The 18689-nt window shown below is 72.5% G+C and carries 13 protein-coding genes and 1 pseudogene; 11 read left to right on the top strand and 3 right to left on the bottom strand.

The genetic code is table 11. The features are described from left to right. Nucleotides 1-120 precede the first annotated feature (120 nt). From ACF1ED_RS35875 to ACF1ED_RS35840, 8 genes are all read left to right on the top strand, one after another. Nucleotides 121-1344, top strand: a complete 1224-nt coding sequence (locus ACF1ED_RS35875; protein WP_391767554.1) for a hypothetical protein — start codon at nucleotides 121-123, stop codon at nucleotides 1342-1344. 194 nt (nucleotides 1345-1538) lie between these two features. Then, complete coding sequence (locus ACF1ED_RS35870) at nucleotides 1539-1982, top strand: winged helix-turn-helix domain-containing protein (RefSeq protein ID WP_391767553.1); 444 nt, start codon at nucleotides 1539-1541, stop codon at nucleotides 1980-1982. Nucleotides 1983-2135: 153 nt separating this feature from the next. Then, a complete protein-coding gene (locus tag ACF1ED_RS35865) occupies nucleotides 2136-2579 on the top strand; it encodes a transposase (protein WP_391767552.1) in 444 nt (147 codons plus the stop codon). Between the two features lie 393 nt (nucleotides 2580-2972). Beyond that, nucleotides 2973-4520 carry a type I-E CRISPR-associated protein Cse1/CasA gene (locus ACF1ED_RS35860; RefSeq protein ID WP_391767551.1) on the top strand — a complete coding sequence of 516 codons (1548 nt, stop codon included), beginning with the start codon at nucleotides 2973-2975 and terminating at the stop codon, nucleotides 4518-4520. Continuing rightward, entirely contained in the window at nucleotides 4517-5143 is a 627-nt protein-coding gene (casB, locus tag ACF1ED_RS35855) for a type I-E CRISPR-associated protein Cse2/CasB (RefSeq protein WP_391767550.1), read from the top strand. Before ACF1ED_RS35860 ends, casB begins: the two co-directional genes overlap by 4 nt. Continuing rightward, nucleotides 5140-6564, top strand: a complete 1425-nt coding sequence (locus tag ACF1ED_RS35850; RefSeq protein WP_391767549.1) for a type I-E CRISPR-associated protein Cas7/Cse4/CasC — start codon at nucleotides 5140-5142, stop codon at nucleotides 6562-6564. Before casB ends, ACF1ED_RS35850 begins: the two co-directional genes overlap by 4 nt. Further along, entirely contained in the window at nucleotides 6561-7409 is an 849-nt protein-coding gene (cas5e, locus tag ACF1ED_RS35845) for a type I-E CRISPR-associated protein Cas5/CasD (RefSeq protein WP_391767548.1), read from the top strand. Before ACF1ED_RS35850 ends, cas5e begins: the two co-directional genes overlap by 4 nt. Further along, nucleotides 7406-8131, top strand: a complete 726-nt coding sequence (locus ACF1ED_RS35840; RefSeq protein ID WP_391767547.1) for a type I-E CRISPR-associated protein Cas6/Cse3/CasE — start codon at nucleotides 7406-7408, stop codon at nucleotides 8129-8131. Before cas5e ends, ACF1ED_RS35840 begins: the two co-directional genes overlap by 4 nt. Nucleotides 8132-8286: 155 nt before the next feature. On the opposite strand, the gene ACF1ED_RS35835 is transcribed toward ACF1ED_RS35840, so the two are convergent. Further along, entirely contained in the window at nucleotides 8287-8469 is a 183-nt protein-coding gene (locus tag ACF1ED_RS35835; protein WP_391767576.1) for a hypothetical protein, read from the bottom strand. Between the two features lie 206 nt (nucleotides 8470-8675). Between ACF1ED_RS35835 and ACF1ED_RS35830 the strand changes: the two genes are divergently transcribed. Next, a complete protein-coding gene (locus ACF1ED_RS35830) occupies nucleotides 8676-12365 on the top strand; it encodes a hypothetical protein (RefSeq protein WP_391767546.1) in 3690 nt (1229 codons plus the stop codon). 704 nt (nucleotides 12366-13069) lie between these two features. On the opposite strand, the pseudogene ACF1ED_RS35825 reads toward ACF1ED_RS35830, so the two are convergent. Then, nucleotides 13070-13552 (bottom strand): annotated as a pseudogene (locus tag ACF1ED_RS35825) (amino acid permease); the annotation flags it as partial. 576 nt (nucleotides 13553-14128) lie between these two features. Here ACF1ED_RS35825 and ACF1ED_RS35820 point away from each other — a divergent pair. Next, a complete protein-coding gene (locus ACF1ED_RS35820; protein ID WP_391767545.1) occupies nucleotides 14129-15130 on the top strand; it encodes an acetylxylan esterase in 1002 nt (333 codons plus the stop codon). Nucleotides 15131-15241: 111 nt separating this feature from the next. Further along, on the top strand, nucleotides 15242-16030 hold the full coding sequence (locus tag ACF1ED_RS35815) for an IclR family transcriptional regulator (protein ID WP_200430089.1): 789 nt from the start codon (nucleotides 15242-15244) through the stop codon (nucleotides 16028-16030). Nucleotides 16031-16085: 55 nt separating this feature from the next. Here ACF1ED_RS35815 and ACF1ED_RS35810 read toward each other — a convergent pair whose 3' ends face one another. Continuing rightward, a complete protein-coding gene (locus ACF1ED_RS35810) occupies nucleotides 16086-18374 on the bottom strand; it encodes an FAD-dependent oxidoreductase (RefSeq protein WP_391767544.1) in 2289 nt (762 codons plus the stop codon). Nucleotides 18375-18689 lie beyond the last annotated feature (315 nt).

The following is an 18689-nucleotide window of genomic DNA, read 5'->3' as shown; positions in this document are numbered from 1 at the left end:
CCGAGGGGGGAGCCCTCGCTCGGCGGGGAAGGGGGAACCATGGAGATCTATGCCCACTGGCTTGATGGTGAGCATCTGCGCGTGTCCGGGTGGAGTCCGCAGGACGCGTCATTGGCCGTCATGCTGAAGATCCAGGCCCTGTTAGGGCACACGGTGGTGCTGAGCGACGTGCAGCTCATCGACAGCCATGCGATACAGGAGCTGTTCGAGACGGAGGATTTCCGGTCCTTCGTGCGCGGCTGCCCGTCGTTCCTGCGCTGCACCACCGCCGCTCCGGCCGGCAGCGCCCCCTTCGACCTGGTCACCACCGGCCTGCACCGCGCCCTGGAGCCCGGCTGGCTCTCGTCTTCGTTCGACACCGCGGAGCCCCTGGTCAGGCTGTCCGAAGCCGTTCTGGAGCGCGGGGAGGCGAATCCCGGGCCGCTGTTCGCGCGGGGTACCGCGCTGGGCGCACGGTACGAGGAGGGCGGGGCGATCCGGCGCAGGCTGGAGGCCGTGGCGTGGACACTGCACCACTTCTCCCGCGAGGCGGGAGTGCCGCTGGGCACGAGCGCCGTGACGCACCCCTGCTCGTACCACGACGTATTGGAGGAGGTGGCGGAGCTGCCGGGGCTCCCCGGCCACGACTACGCCCCGGTGGAACGCACCCTGGCCTATCTCGAAGAGCACGTCGAGCCGTCGGACCGGCACCGCAGGGCCGTGCTCTTCGCCCAGCTCGACGCGACGGACCCGCCACACAGGACGGCGATGTGGAACACCGCGACGCAGGCCTGGAACGCAGCGGTGCAGCGGACGCTGGGCACCGACGGGGCCTCCCCGCGGTCGCTCCCGGAAGCGGCCGACATCGGGCTCTACCTCGGGCGTCCGACGGACGCGCTCTTCGAGCCCGCAGACCCCGGAGCCACAGCCCCTGCGGAACACGGCATGGCCCCGGGCAACCTGGCGGCGGTCGCCGAACTGGGCTGGCAGGACATCGCGAAAATCCATCAGGACGAGGTCGTGACCCGTCGGCGCGACGCCTTCCAGGCGGCGCTGCGCACTGGGGACGCGGCGGCGGCCGACGACGCGCTCCCCGCACTGCTCCGAGCGGTCCGGCGGAAGCTGCCGGCCTCCGGAGAACGGCCCGGGCGGCTCGCCTGGGCCGCGGCCGAGACAGGCCTCGGGCTCGCCGGCGCGGGGCTGGCGCTCGGCACCGGCGAGACCCTCGGTCTCGTGGGACCTGCGCTGGCGTTCGGCCTGGCGGCCGAACGACTGCTTCGGGGCGGCCGCAACCGGACGCACATCGTCAACACGCTGATGACGGCGGGTGGAAGAGGGACCTGGGCCCGCCGCGGCGAAGCCTGACAGGACGCTGGACGCTGGGTGCCGGACGGTCGAGCGGTCGGCACCTCTGCCCTGATACACGCCTCAGACGACGCTGAACCAGCACGGCTGCCGTGCCCCTACTACTGATCTTTTCGTTAGTTCTGTGGGTTCGACGGCTTCGTTGGTGAGATCCTGATGCGGCGTCTTTCAAGCCTTCGTCTGTTGTTCCTCCTTTGACACGGCCGCAGCTGTCCGAGGCCCGGCGTGTGCGGGCGGCCGAGTTGTTCGGCCAGGGACACTCGAACGCCGAGATCGCCTGGATGCTCGGGGTCAGTGACGAGAGCGTGCGGCGGTGGAAACGGGTCTGGGAGAAGAACGGCGCCGATGCTCTGCGCTGGCGCCCGGCCACCGGGCGTCCGCCCAAGCTGGACGACGCCCGGGTCGAGCGGGTGCGGACCGCGCTGGAACAAGGCGCCCAGGCCCATGGTTTCGAGGCCGATCCGTGGACCCTGGAACGGGTCGGCCTGGTGGTTGAGCGGGTGACCGGAGTGGTCTTGTCGCGGGCCTCGGTGTGGCGGCTGCTGACCGGCCGGCTGGGGCGGAGTCCGCGGCGGCCCGAGCGTCGGGCGGTCGAGCGCGACGAGTCGGAGATCGCCCGCTGGATCGCGCACGAATGACCGCGGATCAAAAAGGGGCCGTGAACACACGTGCCTGGATCGTGTTCCTCGACGAATCAGGAGTGTCGCTGCTGCCGCAGGTCCGCCGCACCTACGCGCCCCGCGGCCGCACCCCCTCTCCTGCGGCACCGGCTGAACTGGAAACGCGCCTCGATGGCCGGCGCCCTCGGCTACCACGCCGCCGACCCGGACCGAGGCCCTCGGCTGTGCTTCCACCTCAAGCCCGGCAGCTACGACACCGCCGGACTCATCGAGGTCCTGGAGCAGATGAAGGTGTTCCACCACGATGAACGGGTGGTGCTGGTCCGGGACGGACTGTCCGCTCACTGGAGCCGTGCGATACGGGCCCGGGTCGCCGAGCAGGACTGGCTCACCCCCGAGCGATTACCGGCCTACGCACCCGAGCTCAACCCGGTGGAACTGCTGTGGTCCTCGCTGAAGAAACGCGAACTCGCCAACCTCGCCGACAACCATCTCGCTGATGTCGCCGACGCCACCGAACAAGGGATCCACCGCATCAACACCAACCCCCAACTGCCCTGGCCCTTCCTCGCCCACACCGGCCTCACCCTCCACCCACCAGACCCACAGAACTAATGAAAAGATCAGTAAGTGATCCGACTGCCCAGTCGGGTTCCTGCTCCCCGCCCGCGCAGGGACGGCCCCTTCAAGGCCGTCTTCGGCGCCGGCGCGATCTCCTGAAGCAGTGGTGCGGCATCGCCACTCGCGACACCGAGACCGCCGAGTCCTATGGAGCAGCCGTCACCCTTGCGTCACTCCTGATGGGGCCTGGCATTTGACGACAGAACCCAGGGCGGCTCGGAATCTTCGGAACGCGACACCCGGCGTGGCCCGGGCTGCTAGCGTCCTGTTCCGTTCGGGCCGTAACCGTTAAGAGCAAGGGGGCGGTGGCGCGTGAGTGGGGTCGTGGGCTTATCCGGTGGGGGTGTTCGGCCCCGGTGGGATCCTCGGGAGTCCCCGTGCGTCAGGGTGTCGACGCTCGACGACCGGCTCGTCGAGATGAATCTGGTGGAGCTGCTTCACGATGCCGACGGGGTGCGGAGCGTGGAAGGCGGCACGCCGGGCGAACAGGTCGCGGTCGTCGAGTTCCTGCTGGCGATCTGCTACGCCTCCGGCACCTACCCGGAGTCGGCGGCCGAGTGGCCGGTGTGGCTGGACCGGAAGGACGCGCTGCGGCCGGCGGCCGAGTGGCTGGCGAAGCGGCCGGAGGACGAGGTCTGGGACCTGTTCCATCCGGTGGAGCCCCTGGGGCAGAACGCGCTGCTCGCGCCCTTCCTCGACGAGCACGGGGCCGGTCCCGCGCAGCTGGTGATCGAACGGGTCGGGGACTACAACCAGTTCTTCGACCACCACCACCTGGAGCACCCCAGCCCCCTGCCCGTCGCCGAGGCGTTCCGGGCCATGCTCACCCAGCACGTGTACGGGCCGGCCGGCCGCGCCCGGATCTCCGGCAAGGAGACCCTGGGCGCCACGATCACCAACCTCGCCGCCACCCGCCTCGGGACCCGCATCCGGGTGATCGCGCTCGGCGACTCCCTCGGCGAGACTCTGCGGCTCAACCTCGCCCCGGTGTCCGGGCCGGCCGGGACGCTGAACAGGACCTGGACCGTAGGCAAGGAGCGCCGGGGCTTCACGGCGAAGGCGACCCCGCGTGCCGTCGATGGCCCGGCGGATCTGCACAGTTACCTCGGCCGGTCGGTCCTGCTGCGCCCCACGCGGACCGGGGAGTACGTCGACCGGGTGCTGCTCGGCGCCGGTGAGGTGCTGGAGCTGGGGGACGAGCACCTGCAGGACGCCGTGTACCTCGGGAAGAAGGGCGACGGCGCCAGGAAGCCGCTGTGGGCGTCGGCGACCCGGGCCGTCTGGCGCGAGGCCCACGCCCTCTACGCGGCGGTGGACGAGGCCCGCCGCTCGGGTGGGGGAGGGAACGACGGGAGCACCCTTTACCGGCGGCTCGCGCTGTTTCCGCCCGCAGGCGTCGCCCCCGAGCCCGGCCAGCGGCCCGCCCGTCGCGTCGAACTGTGGGCGGTCGGGCTCGTGGCCAAGCAGACCACGGCCATCGCCTGGGTCGACGGGACGTTCCCCTTCGCCCCCGGCCTGGAGGCCGAGCTGTACGAGGCGTCCTACCGCGGTTCGGTGCTCGCCGAGTTCCTGGCGGGCGCCCTGTACAAGGCGGCGTACGCGGCCTGGAGGGTGGCGTACCCGAATCCCAAGCCGACCGACAAGCTCCTCCAGATCGCACGGTTCGACGCCCGCGAACGGCACTGGAAGGCGACCCGGGCGCCGTTCGAGCTGCTGATAGAGGAGACGGCCCTGGGCGAGGACGTCGGGGCGTCCCTCCGGGAGTACGCGGCCGCCCTCGCCACCGCGGCCCGCCGGTTCCTGACCGAACGCCTCGATTCCCTGCCCAGGAACGCGCAGGGCGCGAAGGCCCGGGCCGCGGCGCTGCGGCGCTTCGACGACGAGCTGGACCAGCAGAAGGCCCCGGCCGAACTCAGAGGGGGGAGCACCTCATGACCACCGCCAGAGCCGTCGACGGCACCCGGCACCGCGCCGCCGACCGCACCGACGCCCCGGTGAATGAGGGCGGGGCCGCGCTCACCGCGTGGCTCGCCAGTCTCGTCCACAACCACGACTACGCGAGCCTGGCCGAGCTCCGCCGGCCGCGCGTCCAGCGGGAGCCGCACTTCCGGGCGCTCTGGTACAGCCCCACCGAGGCGCAGCGCGAGGTGTACGGGCAGGTCGCCTTCCTGTTCGCTGTCTACCACCAGGGGCGGACGAAGCCCGCCTTCGGTTACGGCAGTCTCGGCGAGGCGGCCCGACGGATCGGCGGCGGAGCGGGGCGCGGGCCCGACGACCCGGGTGCGGCCCGTCTCGTCGACCGGATCGTGTCCAGCCGCCGCATCCCGTGGCGCCACCTCCAGCACGCCATCGCGCGGCTGCGCTCCTGCGAGCAGCAGCCGCCGTCCTGGGCCGGGCTCGTCGACGACCTGAACCGGTGGCACGACCGCAGGGCCCGTGTCCCGTACGAGTGGGGCGTGGCCTTCCACATGCCGCCCGCGCGAGCCGCCGCCGACCGTGCGGGCGCGCCCTCCCTCCCGACCTCAGCCGTCTCCCTCCCGAAGGACCCGATCACGTGACCAGCAGCGTCCCCTCCTCCGGCAGCCAGTTCCTCTCCCTGCACCTCCTGGAGACCCTGGTGGCGGTCCTCCCCGTGCGCGACGAGAACGGGGCGCCGAAGTCGATCGTCTACGGCGGTGCCGAACGCCACATGATCACCAGTCAGGCGCGGCGCAGGGCCGAGCGCGTCCACACCCGCAACCGGGCCAACGCCGGGGTCGGCGCGCTGGCCGGGCGCGGCACCGGGACCCGTACCCGCGAGTGGGCGCTGATCACCGCACGGGCGCTGACAGCCGAGCACGGCTGGGAGCCGGAGGAGGCCGTCCGTACCGCGCGGGCCGTGATCGAGGCCACCGGTCTGAAGTTCGGGGACCCGGGCAAGAAGACCGTCGCGAACCTCACGAAGGTGTTGTTGTTCGCCCCGTCGGACGCGGGCGCGCGCATCGCCGCTCACATCGGGGAGCAGGCCGGGGCGGTACGGGCCTGGGCCGAGGCGTACACGGCGGCGCAGGCGGCCTCGGCAGCGGCGGCCTCGGCCAAGAAGAAGGCGGCCCGCAAGGGCGCCGCCGCAGCTCAAGAGGAGCCGCCCGGCGCGGACGGCGCCGAGGGGGGCGCGGAGTCGGGGGCGGCCGCCGAGGCCTCCGCAGCGGATGCGAAACTGCCCGCGCTGCCGGCCGCGACCCGGGCCGCCGTGCTCACCGCGCTCGCTCCGCGCGACGCCATCGACATCGCCCTCTACGGGCGTTTCCTCGCCGAGATCGCGGACTCCCCGAACGTGGACGGCGCCGTCCAGAGCAGCCACGCCTTCACCGTGCACGAGGCCGAGCAGGTCGACGACTTCTACGCCGCGGCCGACGACGCGAAGCTGGACCGCAAGCGGAACCCAAAGCCCGCGGAGAAGACGAACGCCCTGGACTTCCTCGACGCGGCGGACGACGCCGGCGCGGGCATGACCGGCTACCAGTCGCTGATCACCGGCACCTTCTACCGACACGCCGTCCTCGACCGGCTGAAGCTGCGGCGCAACCTCCGGGCCGCCGGGATGTCCGAGGAGGAGGCCGAGGAGGCGTCCGTGGCGGCCGAGGCGGAGTTCGTCACCGCGTTCGTCGACGCCTTCCCTGAGGCGAAGAAGAACTCGACCGCGTCCACGGGCTCACTGCCCGCCCTCGTGCTCGCCTTCGAGGGCGAGCGCCCGTACAACTACGCGGCCGCCTTCCAGAACCCCATCGACGAGAACCCCGTCGGCGGGGGCGGCGAGGGCCCCGCCGGCCCGGCCGCGGTCAAGCGGCTCCTGAAGCACCACGCCTTCGTCAGCGGGCGCCGCCCCGACATCAAGTCCGGCCGCGTCCTCACCTACGACCCGCAGATCGACGAACTCCTCGGCACCCTCAAGGACACCGCCGCGCTGGCCGTGACCTCCGCCGAGGAGCTGACCGCGTGACCCCGCACGTCCTGCTCGTCCGGCTGGCCGCGCCCCTCCAGTCCTGGGGCGTGGCCTCCCGGTTCGCGCACCGCGACAGTCACGTCAGGCCCACCAAGTCGGCGGTCGTCGGCCTGGTCGCGGCGGCCCTCGGCCGGGACCGCACCGACCCCGTGGACGACCTCGCCGCGCTCGTCTTCGGGGTCCGCGCCGACCACCCGGGCACCCCGGTGCGCGACTACCACACGGTCGGCTCCGGCCGGTACCCGCTGCGCCCGCGCGACATCATCACCGACCACCGGCGTGCCACGGCCGTCGCCGCGAGCATGGCGGCGGCCGACGGCCCGGCCTTCGGCCACCACGAACTGGCCGGGTGGTACGGGGCACCGAAGAAGATCACCACCGACCCGGTGTCGGGGGCACTGGTCTCCGCCGAGCTGTCGCGCTCGGCGATGGTCACCGAACGCTGGTACCTGTCGGACGCCGCCTTCGTCGTCGGACTCCAGCATTCGGACCGGGTGTTCCTCGACGACATCGCGTACGCGCTGGAACACCCGAAGCAGTTGCTGTGGCTCGGCCGGAAGTCGTGCCCGCCGTCCGGCACCCTGGCCGCGGAGATCCTGCCCGGCACGATCGCCACGGCGTTCGCCGGCAAACTCCTGCTCCCCGGCCCGGACGGACCCGATACCTCCGGCCGTCGGCCCTGGGCGTGGATCCAGGCCGCGCCGGGCACCCGCGGCGCCTCGCAGGTGAACGACCAGCCGGTCAGCTTCGACCCCGCGAACCGGGCCCACGCCAGGCGCTGGGAGACCCGTACGCGCATCACCATCGCACCGACCGCAACCGGATGGGACATCATCCCGTGACCACCAGCGCACGGGCCTCGACGGCCCGCTTCGTCGCCACCCACGCCGTCCTCACCCTCAACGCCCGCCACCCGCTGGTCGCCAAGTCCCTCGTCGACGCGCAGGAGATGCACCGGACCGTCATGAGCGGCTTCCGCGGCTGGGTCGAGGACGGCGCCCCGGAGGCGCGCGCCCAGATGGGCGTCCTGTCGACGTGGTCGGTGGACCTGAAGGCGGCGGCCCTCGTGCTCGTCGTCCAGTCGAGGATCCCCGGCGACTGGGCCCGGATCCCGCGCGAGGCCTTCACGACGGCGCCGCGGCTCATCACCGTGGACCGCACGTTCAAGGCGGGCGAGGTCGTCGGCTTCCGTACGGTCGTCAACCCGACCCGCAGCAAGCCGTCGGGCCGTCCCGCGTCGGAGAAGGTGCGCGGCACCCGCACCGCCCACACCACGCCGGAGCACGTGAAGCGCTGGTTCACCCGGCGCCTCCAGGCCGACGGCGAACCGGCGCACGCCGACGACGGCGTGGCCCGCATCGGCGCCACCGCCGACCCCGAATCGCTGGGCATCCGCATGCTGCCGACGGTCTCCAGCGCCCACCGCGCCAAACCGGTCCGCGTCGGCCGCGCCGAGATCCGCGGCGACCTCACCGTCACCGACCCGGACACCTTCGTGAACGTCCTGTCGAACGGCGTCGGCCACGCACGGGCCTACAGCTGCGGGCTGATCCTGACGCGCTGACACAGGAGCCCGGCCGGGTATCCCCGCACACGCGGGAGGGAAGAAGGGCCTGCTCCTAACGGGAGCCATCCCCGCACGGGCGGAAAACCCCGTCCGTGGCCGAGACTAAGCCCTGCGGCCCCGCCGGGACCAGACCCTCCGGGCGGCGCCCGGGCCTACCGCTTCCCACCACGGCGCATCAGGATCGCGAGCGTGGCGCGCGCGTCCCGCCGGCGCTGCGGGGCGCGGAAGACGACGGAGGACACGGCGACGGTCACGACGACCCCCGTGTAGACGAGACCGGTGGCGGCGGAGAGCGTGGCGGCTTCCTGGAACACGGTCTCCAGAACGGTCAGCACGACGGACAAGGGAATCCCCCTCGGAATCGGTCGCCCGGCGGTCTGTTCCGCGGGGCTCGGTGCCTCAGGTATCCACCGTGCGGGCCGCGTCCAACGAAGTCGCCGCGCGTCGAAGAGCCATGTAAGCCTTGGTCAGAGGGGGAATGAAGATGTGTCCAACGAAGTCTTCGGCGGACGGCGGACAGGCCGGCGACGGACCGCCGAAGATGTTCGCCAGGGACCTGAAGGCGCTCTACGAGGCCGCGGGCGGCAAGGCGTTGGGGTACCCCCGCCTGATAGCCGAGGGCACGAAGCACGGCTTCACGGTGGGCAAGTCGAACCTGAGCGGCTGGTTTCTCGACTCACCACCGCAGTCGCCACGGCACGTCGATTACGTTCTGACCGTGTTGATCCCCTTCCTGGAGGATCGCGCGGCGCTCCACTCCCCGGGCCATCACCGGGTCCCCGACGGCGTGTGGGGCCGTCGGCTGAGCGCCGCACAGGTCGTCAGCAGGAGTGGGCAGGGCGGCCGCGGCTCCCGTGTCCACGCAGCGTCCGCCGGGCGTCTCCTGGGCGGGGCGTCCCCGGCCCTCCAGGACGTCCTCCCCCGCGACTTCGTCGGGCGGGAGCCGGAATGCGCCGATCTGGCGGCTTTCATGACCGCTCCCGACAGGTCTCCGTCGTACCTCTGGTACCAGGCAGGGCCCTGGGCGGGGAAGACCGCGCTGCTGGCGTGGTTCCTCGCCCGAGAGCTGCCCGCCGGAGTCGACGTCGCCCACTACTTCGTCTCCGGACGTCACGGGACCGATCGTCGTCTCGGCTTCGCGCGGACGGTCGGCGCTCAGCTGGCCGTGGCCGCGGGCAGCAGGCGCCGGCCGCCGCTGGACCCGAAGCATGCGGACCTCGACCCGTTGTGCGAGGTCGCGGCGCAGGAGTGCGAGAAGCGGGGCCGCCGTCTGGTACTGGTCGTCGACGGGCTCGACGAGGACGCCGACGCGAGTCTCGAATGCCGGGGCATCGCCGGGTTGCTGCCGAAAGAGCCGCCGCACGGCATGCGGGTCATCGTCTCCGGGCGGCCGAACCCGCGGGTTCCGGCGGGACTCGCCGCGGATCACCCGTTGCGGGAACGCGGCATCGTCCGGCGGCTGTCCGACTCCCCCGAGGCGTGGATCATCCGCGATGCCGCGACCACGGAACTGCACACCTTGCTCGAGGACCCTGAGTTCGGCCAGCGCCTTCTCGGGCTGCTCGTCGCCGCTCGCGGGGCCCTCAGCTGGAAAGACCTGGGCGAGCTCCTGGGGATCACCAAGCATGCCGTGAAGGCGAAGCTCCGCACGGTAGTGGGCCGTTCGCTGGCACCCTCCCGTGTCGATCTGCTTCCTCTGGATGCTCAGTCCGAGGCGGAAGCGGAGAAAGAGCGACAGACCTTCGTGATCGCCCATGCCGAACTGCATGAGACAGCATGCGAAGACCTCGGGTGGCCCATCCTGGACGACTGCCTCGATGACCTTCATCGCTGGGCCCGGCACTACCAGGAGAAGAAGCACTGGCCCGACCACACCCCGAACTACCTCCTCACCGGCTACACCCGTCTCGTACGCGAGGAGGTTCCCGATCGGCTTGCCGGGCTCGTACTCGATCCTCGGCGGCAGCTTCGGCTCGTGCTGCGGTCGGGGGCGGACGTCGCGCTCCGTGACGTCGAGTCGGTGGCGCCGTCCGACGGGGAGGGGGGCGCTCCGGCGCTGGCGGCGGCGGTCGCCGTGTCGCGAGACCTGCTGCGGGGACGCGTGGAGGAGTTGCCCGAGTCCGTGGCCTGGACGGTCGCCCGGCTCGGTGACGCGGGGCGGGCGCGGGCGCTGGTGGGGGCGTTGGGGCGGGCCGTCGACAAGGCCGTACACCTGGCCGACCTCGCAGGGGCCCTGCACGCGAAGGGCGACGAGGAGGCCGCGGCCACCGCACGTGCGGCAGTCAGGTGGGCGGACACCGCACGGCGGGAGGCGGGCCGGTTCGCCTCCGCCGTCGACGAGGCGGAGGCCGCGGCGGCGCGGGCGGCCGTCGCACTGCTGGAGACGGCCCTCGCGCCGGACCGGGGCGACGACCTCCGGGAGGCGCTCGCGCTGTTGCGTGCCACGCGGGGGACGGGTTCGGCGCGGTACGAGGCCTGGGCGCTGGCGGCCCGTCTGCTGGCGCCGGAGCATCCGGACGAGGCCGCGACGCTGCTGGACGGGCTGGAGGAGGAAGCCGAAGAACTGGAAGCGCGAGGGGATTCGGCGGGGGCCGTTCAGGTGTGGGAGGCCGTCGTGGCCTCGGATCCCGCTCGTGCCGCACGCCTTCACGATCGGGTGCTGGCCCATGTGACGGAGGTGTGGGAGGACGGCCCGACGCTGGAGAAGGTCGGTGTGGTCGCGGTCGCCGCCTCCCTCGTGGCACGGTCGCGGCCGGAGCCAGCCGCACGGCTCGTGGACGTGGCACAGCACTACCTGGAGGGCGTGCTGGGTGGGGACGGCGGGGGGCTTTCGGCCGCGGACGCGTTCCATGTCGAGTTCGGTTTCCGGGACACCCTGGAGGCGTTCTGCCGGGCCCTCGACGAGGTCGGGGCGCCGCCGGCGGCGGTCAATCGGGTGCGGGAGCTCGGGCTTCGTGTTGTTCCGGTGGAGGCCGAGGAAGAGGTGCTCGATCCCGATCCGTTCGAGAATCGCTCGTTCGTCGAGGCCGGACGGGTCGCGGACCAGGCCCTCGCCCTGGCCGACCGTGGGTCCGAGGACGAGGCCGAGCAGCGGTTGGAGCAGGCGCTGGCGCTGCTTCCGGCGGGCGGGACCGGTGAGGGGCTCAGTCCGGTGTGGGTGGCGGAGCTGGCGGGGGCGCTCGTCCGTACGGATGCTCTCGAGGCTGCCGGAGAGATGCTCAGGACCATGCGGCGGCCTGCCGATCAGGTGCGGGTGAACGCCGCTTTGGCGTTGGCCTGTGCGGATGGCGGTCGGCCCGACGCCGCGCGTGGCTACGCGCGGGAGGCGGAGCGGGGGGCCGGCGGAGCCGATACGGACTGGGCCCATGCCGCGCAGGCGTTGGCCGGTGTCGGGGACGTGGAGGGCGCGGTGGACCTGCTGACGCGGCTTGGGCAGCAGCCGGACCGGGCCGGGACGCGGGCCGCCTGGCGGAAGACCGACCAAGCGGTGCGCATCGCCGTCGCGGCCGAACTCGCGGCGTTTTCCCCCGAGGCCGCGGGCGAAGTGCTCCTGCCCGTCCTGAAGCGCCTGGACGCCGCGCGGAAGGCCGTCCGGAGCCAGACGCTGCTGACCTCGGTCGTGGAACTCGTCCCGGCCGCCCCCCGGCTGCCGTCGCCCGCGCGGGAGCTCTTCGACGACCTCATGGAGGCGGCGCGGACGCAGGCCGCGCGGAGCGGTCCGCAGTCCTGGCGGCCCGAGGACGTGCTCGTTGTCGCCTTCCTGCGGCTGGGGACCGGGGACTTGCCCGGCCGTCAGGTGGACTGGCTGAGGCAGGAGCTGCGCAACCGTGGGGCCGAGCACTTCCCGACCGCCGCGCTGGCCGTGCTGCACGCGGCGCTCGGCGACCTCGCGGCGGCCGAGGCCACCGCGGGGCTGCCAGCCGTTCCGCACCACCGGGCGGCGGCGCTGACCGCGGTGGCCTCGCACCTCGCCCGCGTACCGGTCCGTCCGTCCCCCGTCCCCGGTGCGGGCGGTACGGACTCCTTCACTCGTGCCGTCCAGCACTTGGCCCTGACGGCGACGCCGCTCACGGTCCCCGCTCCCGAGGCCGCCCTCGGGGTCCTGGGGCGGGTATTGACCACCGCCGGCTGGTACCACGCTCTTCCGGTTCTGGCCCGGGTTGCCCCGGAGGCGGTGCAGGCCGTCTACGAGATCGCCGCGGTCCACCTCAGCGTCACCGCTCGTCCCTAGCAGTGCGATGGTGTTTGCCTTGATTGAGCCTTCTCCACTGCTCCCTGCTTTCGTGGGGAGGGTCTCGACTTCGGGTTGATCATCGTCTGTAGGGATGACTGCTGCTCGCCTGTGCAGGGATGGCTCCGTGGCCCAGGCCTTCATCCAGGTTGAGGTGGGCTTCCCTGCGCCTGCGGGGGATGGCCCCGAACGCCAGCCGGGCCGGCCCGGCGGCAGGCGCTGCTCCCTGCTCGCGCGGGGATGGCCCCCTCCGGACCGTCCGCGGTCGCAACGCCTACGACTGCTTCCCGCGCCTGCGGGATGGACCCGCCATCGCGACCTGGGCGGTCTGTCGCTGCAGCTGCTCCCCGCGCGAGCGGGGATGGCCCCCAGTTCCGCGACGAGTTCGCCGAGCTGTACCCCTGCTCCCCGGCTGCGCGAGGATGGCCCCCGGCCCGGTGTGCGCCCCGTGGAACTTCCTCACTGCTCCCCGCGCGCGGGGATGGCCCCCCAGGACGAGGCGCGCCTCCACGGCCTCTGCGCCCCGCCTGCGCGGGGATGGTCCTGTGATCCTGCGGACGCGGAAGCTGTTCCTGTACTGCTCCTCGCCCGCCCGGGGATGGCCTCTATCCGCCCCTCGCTCGCGCTCGTCCAGATTGCTGCTCCCCGGCCTGGGGCGGTCGCTGCGGTCGCTCACCACGGAGCTCACCATGCTCGGGGTTGCTCACTACGGGGCTCATCTTCAGCCGGGTGGATTCCTGGATGCCGCGCGCGTTCAGCAGCGCCAGCAGGACGAGGAAGACCACGGCGACGAGCACCACCGGCACGGACACGAGGGCGGCGAGGTAGTCCCCGGCGAAACCCCGGGCGAGCGCCGCGACCGACACGACGCCCGCGGCCAGCATGCAGTAACCGGCGAAGAACCCCACGGCGGGGCCGTAGGCGCGCGTGGCGTAGTGGGAGGCGCCCCCGGCCCTCGGGTACTTCGTCGCCAGTTCGGCGTACGAGGCGGCGGTCAGGAGGGCCAGCAGCAGCGCGCAGGTGAGCGGCACCCACACGCCGCCGCCCGACTGGGCGGCCACCTCCCCGAGCAGTACGTACACCCCCGCGCCGAGGACGTCACCGAGGATGAAGAAGTACAGCAGGCGGGTGGTCAGGACCTGGCGGAGCGGCTGATGCGCGCCGGTGTCTCCGGAGCGGGAAGGCATGGGGTCTCGTCTGTTCTGTCGTGCGGGGCGGGGGCGTCCGTCGTCCCCCTCGGGACACGCATCTCTTCACCCCGCGCACCGGACGCAAACGGGGCCTTCCGTAAGAAGCGGGTGCCGCGTCGGCCGGGACCGGGCGGTCGGGTGCCCTGACGGGGGCGAGGCCGTCGGCGGCCGGTCTCGTCCTCTTGCACGGCGCGGGACGATCGCCGTATGGTCTCGCGGGCGACGAAGATCACGTCAGGGGCTCCGCAGGCCGCACCGCGAGGTTCCCCGGGCTGATGGTCGGCGACGGATCCGCGACGTGCACGGCGGACCGACGGCCGCTCCTGTACGGCCCCGGAGACCGAACGACGAACCTGCGCCGCCCCGGCCCCTCCGCACGGACGCCCGGACCGGCCGCACCCGTTGTTCCCGTCGCGTCAGCAGCCCGTGACCGCACCGCCCGGCAGGACGTCACCGACGCGCCGCGGACCGGCCCCGCGGCGGGGGACCGGCGTCGACCGGACCCGGTGCGTCGCGCCGGGAACCGTTCCGCGGGACGTGCCGGTCACCGCGTACACCGAACAAGGAGAGATCTTGTCCCCCCATCCGCTCACCACGGACGCTGGCGAACCCGGCTTGCTGCCCCACGACTTTCCCTTCGACCCCACCCACGGCTACGACCTGCGGCGCCTCCTGGCGGTGGAGGCGCCCGCCGGCCCGGACGACTTCGCCGGCTTCTGGCGGGAGCGCCATGCCCGTGCGCTGCGCGTGGACACGGCACCCCGGATCGAAGGGCCCTGGGTCACGGTGGACGGCACGCGGGTCGCCGACGTCTCGTACACGTCCGCCGACGGCGTCCGCATCGGCGGGTGGCTGACCGTCCCCGCCGACGGGCGGGTCACGCAGGGCTGTGTGGCGGTACACGGATACGGAGGCCGGACGGCCCCGGACCCCTGGCAGTCCCCGCCGGAGACCGCGACCATCTGGCCCTGTCTGCGCGGGCTCGGAACGCGGAGCCTGCTGCCCGGCGTCCCCTCGAAGTCGGCGGGGCACGTCCTGCACGGCATCGGCGCCCGGGAGTCGTACCTCATCGGCGGGTGCGTGGCGGACGTCTGGTGCGCCGCCACCGCACTGCGGCAGCTGGTGCCGGAGGCCGCCGGACGGCTGACGTACCTGGGCACGAGCTTCGGCGGTGGCATCGGGGCGCTGGCGCTCCCCTGGGACGACCGCTTCCGGGCCGCTGGCCTGACGGTGCCGACCTTCGGGAACCACCCGCTCCGGGCGACGCTCCCGTGCACGGGCAGCGGGGAGTCGGTGCGTGCACGGCTGGCCGAGGACCCCTCGGTGCTGGACGTCCTCGCGTACTTCGACGCCGCGACCGCGGCCCGGCACCTCGGCATCCCCGTACACGTGGGCGCGGCCCTGTTCGATCCGCACGTGCCCCCGCCCGGGCAGTTCGCGGTGTACAACGCACTGGCCGGGCCGCGCGAACTCACGGTGCTGCGGGCAGGACACTTCGGCCACCCCGGCGAACCGGCCGAGACGGCGGCCCTGGAGGAGACGCAGCGACGCTTCCTGTCGGGCCGGACCCCGTAACGGAACGCCCCGCCAGGGAGCCGCCACGGCTACGGATTACAGGGACGATTTTCCCTCGGAAGCGATATGCTGATGCAGAATGTGCAAAAGGTTTGCAGAACGAGGAGGGTCATGACCACGCGGGGGACCGATGCAGGGACGAACCAGAGCGTCGAACGGGCGGTGTCGGTGCTGCGCGCACTCGACTCTGGCCGACCCGAACTCCGCGTCTCCGACGTCGCCGAACTCACCGGACTGGGCTCCTCGACCACCTCCCGCCTGCTGTCCACCCTCGAACGCCTCGACATGGTCGAGCGGGACCCGGTCAGCAACCTCTACCGCCTCAGCCTGGGCCTCCTCCCCCTGGCCGCCACCGCCGCCAACCGCCACCCCGTGCACCGGGCCGCCCGGATGGTGCTCCAAGGCCTCGCGACCCGTACCGGGCTCGGGGCCAACGTGGCAGTGCGCCGCGGCGCCGAGCTGATGTTCCTGTGTAACTTCGAGGGCACGCGCGCCCCCAAGTCCTACACACAGGCCGGGCACACCGCCCCGCTGCACGCCACGAGCATCGGCAAGTGCCTGCTCACGGGCCTGCCCCCCGCGGAGCGTCGCACGCTGCTGGGGGATCCTCTCGACGCGCACACCGAGTACACGACCACCAGTCACGACCTCCTCGACGCCGAGATCGACACCGTCCGGCGGACCGGTTACGCCGTCGAGGCCGAGGAGCGCGCCCTGGGCCGCGCGTCCCTGGCCGCGCCGGTCCGTGACGCCTCGGGGGAGATCGTCGCCGCCATCTCCCTGTGGGGTCCGACCTCGGTGTTCGGGGACGGCTCCGACCCCGAGGGGCAGCGCCTCGCGCTCGTGCGCGAGGTCATCGAGGCCGCCGACGCCATCAGTCAGGCACTCGGCGCGCTGTGACGCGCATGGCGGAGGGGGAGGAAGCCGGTCGGCTTCCTCCCCCTCCGCCATGCGGCTACGCGCCGTACGCCTTGAAGGCGATCACGTGGGCGTGCCGTGCCCCGTGCGTCGCGTCGACCACGAGCCGCAGGGCGTCGGTGCGCACGGGGCCGCCGTCCGGGGCGGTCAGCGGGTGTACGCGGTGGCGGCGCCGGTTGTCCGTCACCGTCAGGAGCGTGTGCCATGCGCCGGAGGCGTCGCGGCTCTGGACGCGGTAGTCGCGGACGAGTTCCGGCATGACCTCGTACGGGGTGCGGTGGCGGTGCAGGTTGTTGAGGTACTCGTCGACGTCGTCGTCGAACACCAGGCGGATCTCGGCGAGTTCCTGCGGGGCGGACCAGTCGAGGCGGAGCCACCGGGGCCCTTCCTCCGGAGCCGACGACCACATGTTCGGGCCACCGTAGGGACGCTGATATCCGCCGACGGCCCGTTCGGGGCGGAACGCCCCGGTGTCGGGGGCCGCCCGGAAGGCGAAGGTCTGCCGGCGCAGGCCCCGGGCTTGCCATTCCAGGACCGGCTGGCCGTCCTCCTCCGGGATGTCGTGGTCGACGCCCGCGTCGCCCTCGGCCTTCCTGCGCAGCGCGAGGACGCCGTCGGTGCGTTCGGGGAGGAGGATCAGCGCCGTGTCGGCGCAGGCCCGGACGATGAGGACCGCGTTCCGGGGGGTGCCGGGGCGGTGGTCGAGGTGGGCCGTGACCCAGTGGGGGCCGCCGGGCGGGACGGTGACGGTGGTCGTGAGCAGGTGGTCGGCGGGGACCGCGTTCTCGGGCCGGCCCGTGCCCCACAGTTCGACGGTGAGGTCGCGGGACCGGCCGTCCGGGGCGCCGCGGACGAGCAGGTCGACCGAGTCGAGGGCGGGATCGACCGGCAGCAGGAGGGCGAGGTCGCGGTTGAGGGGGTACGGGGCGCCGGGAGCGTCCCGCGTGGGTTCGGCGGCCAGCCGGGTCAGGCTGGAGGAGGCGGTGACGTGGGCCGCGCGCGCCAGGTTGCCGGGTTCCTCGTCGGCGAGGCCGATCACGGAGGCGTCCTGGCGCAGCAGGGTGCGGTGCACCAGAGCCATCCGCTCGGTGGCGAGCTCCCTCGGCGTGAGGTTCTCGGTGACGCACAGGGCCGCGGCGGTGCCGGCGGCCTCGCCGAGCGTCGCGCAGGTGGCCATGACGCGGGTGGCCCCGAAGGCGATGTGGGTGGCGGAGATGTTCCGCCCGGCGAAGTGCAGGTTCGTGACGTTCGCCGAGTAGAGGGAGCGCAGCGGGATGTGGAAGACGCCGTCCGTGTACCGCTGGCGCGCGCCGGGCTCCTCGGCGTACATCCCCTGGACGGGGTGGAGGTCGACGGACCAGCCGCCGAAGGCGATCCGGTCCTCGAACCGGCGCTGCTGGAGGATGTCCCGCTGGGTGAGGACGTGGTCGCCGAGGAAGCGGCGGTACTCGCGCTTGCCGGGCAGGCTGCCGGCCCACTCCAGGGTGAGGTTCGCCGCGTCCGGGAACCGGCCGGAGTTCTTGATGTGGTCCCAGACACCCATGATCACGGCCTGGAGCTCGTCGCGGATGCGCTCGCTGTCGTGGACGGTGTCCAGCTCGCCGCCCCACTCGATCCACCAGTAGTCGCAGCCGTTGTCGCCAGTGCGCAGGACGCGGTTGCGCAGGATGGAGGTGGTGGACAGGTCCTTGGCGTACGTGGGCGGGACGAACTTCACCGGCCGGCCCGCGTCCCTGGTGTGGAACAGGATCGTCGAGCCGAGCAGCGCCCGGTCCGCCTCGGCCGGTGCCCAGGGCTCGTCGAACTCGGCCCGGGCCTCCCGGCCGATGCGGTAGCGGGCGCCAGCGAGGTGGCCGACCAGGCCGTCTCCGGTGCAGTCGAGGAACTGGCGTGCGCGGAAGGTGATGCGGCGCTCCGAGCCCATCATCCAGCCGGTGCAGGAGTGCACCTCCCGGCTGTCGTTGGGGCCGCTCGCCTCGACCTCGTGCACATCGGTGTTGAGGTAGAGGTCGATGTTCGGTTCGGCCCGGACGGCGTCGAGGACGACCTGGTCCCAGTAGTAGGGGTTGCCCTCGGGGTTGCGGTACTGGTTCTCGGTGTACAGCTCGCCCATGATCCCGGTCTCGCGGGCCCACCGCTGCACGCCGTGTGCGCTGGCGCCGCAGACCCAGACGCGGATCTCGCTGCTGGCGTTGCCGCCCAGGACGGGCCGGTTGGTGACCAGGGCGACGCGTCGGCCGAGCCGGGCCGCAGCGATGGCGGCGCAGGTCCCCGCCAATCCGCCGCCGATCACGGCGATGTCGTAATGGACCTCTTCTTCCCGCACGGTGCGGCCTCCTTGATGTGAAGCTCGGATTACTCCCGCCACAGCGGGCGGCCTTGAACGTACATCACATCCACATTGTGCAACCACTGTTCAATCAATGGGACTCGCTGTAAGTTCCGGTTGCGGTCGTCACCCCGGCCGCGGTGAGTCGCTGGGCATGCTCAGGGCAGGTCGGGCGTGTCCGCAGACCCCCCACAGAATCGGTGATTCATCGATGAAAGGGGTTGACGCCATCGCAATATATGAAGAACGATCCCGCATGCTGCAACTTGTATTCATCGAAGTGGCGGCACTCCCCAGGGCCTCGGCGCTCCC

Source organism: Streptomyces sp. NPDC014656 (assembly GCF_043084305.1).
Lineage (GTDB): Bacteria > Actinomycetota > Actinomycetes > Streptomycetales > Streptomycetaceae > Streptomyces.
This window is presented reverse-complemented; position numbering and strand designations above follow the sequence as displayed.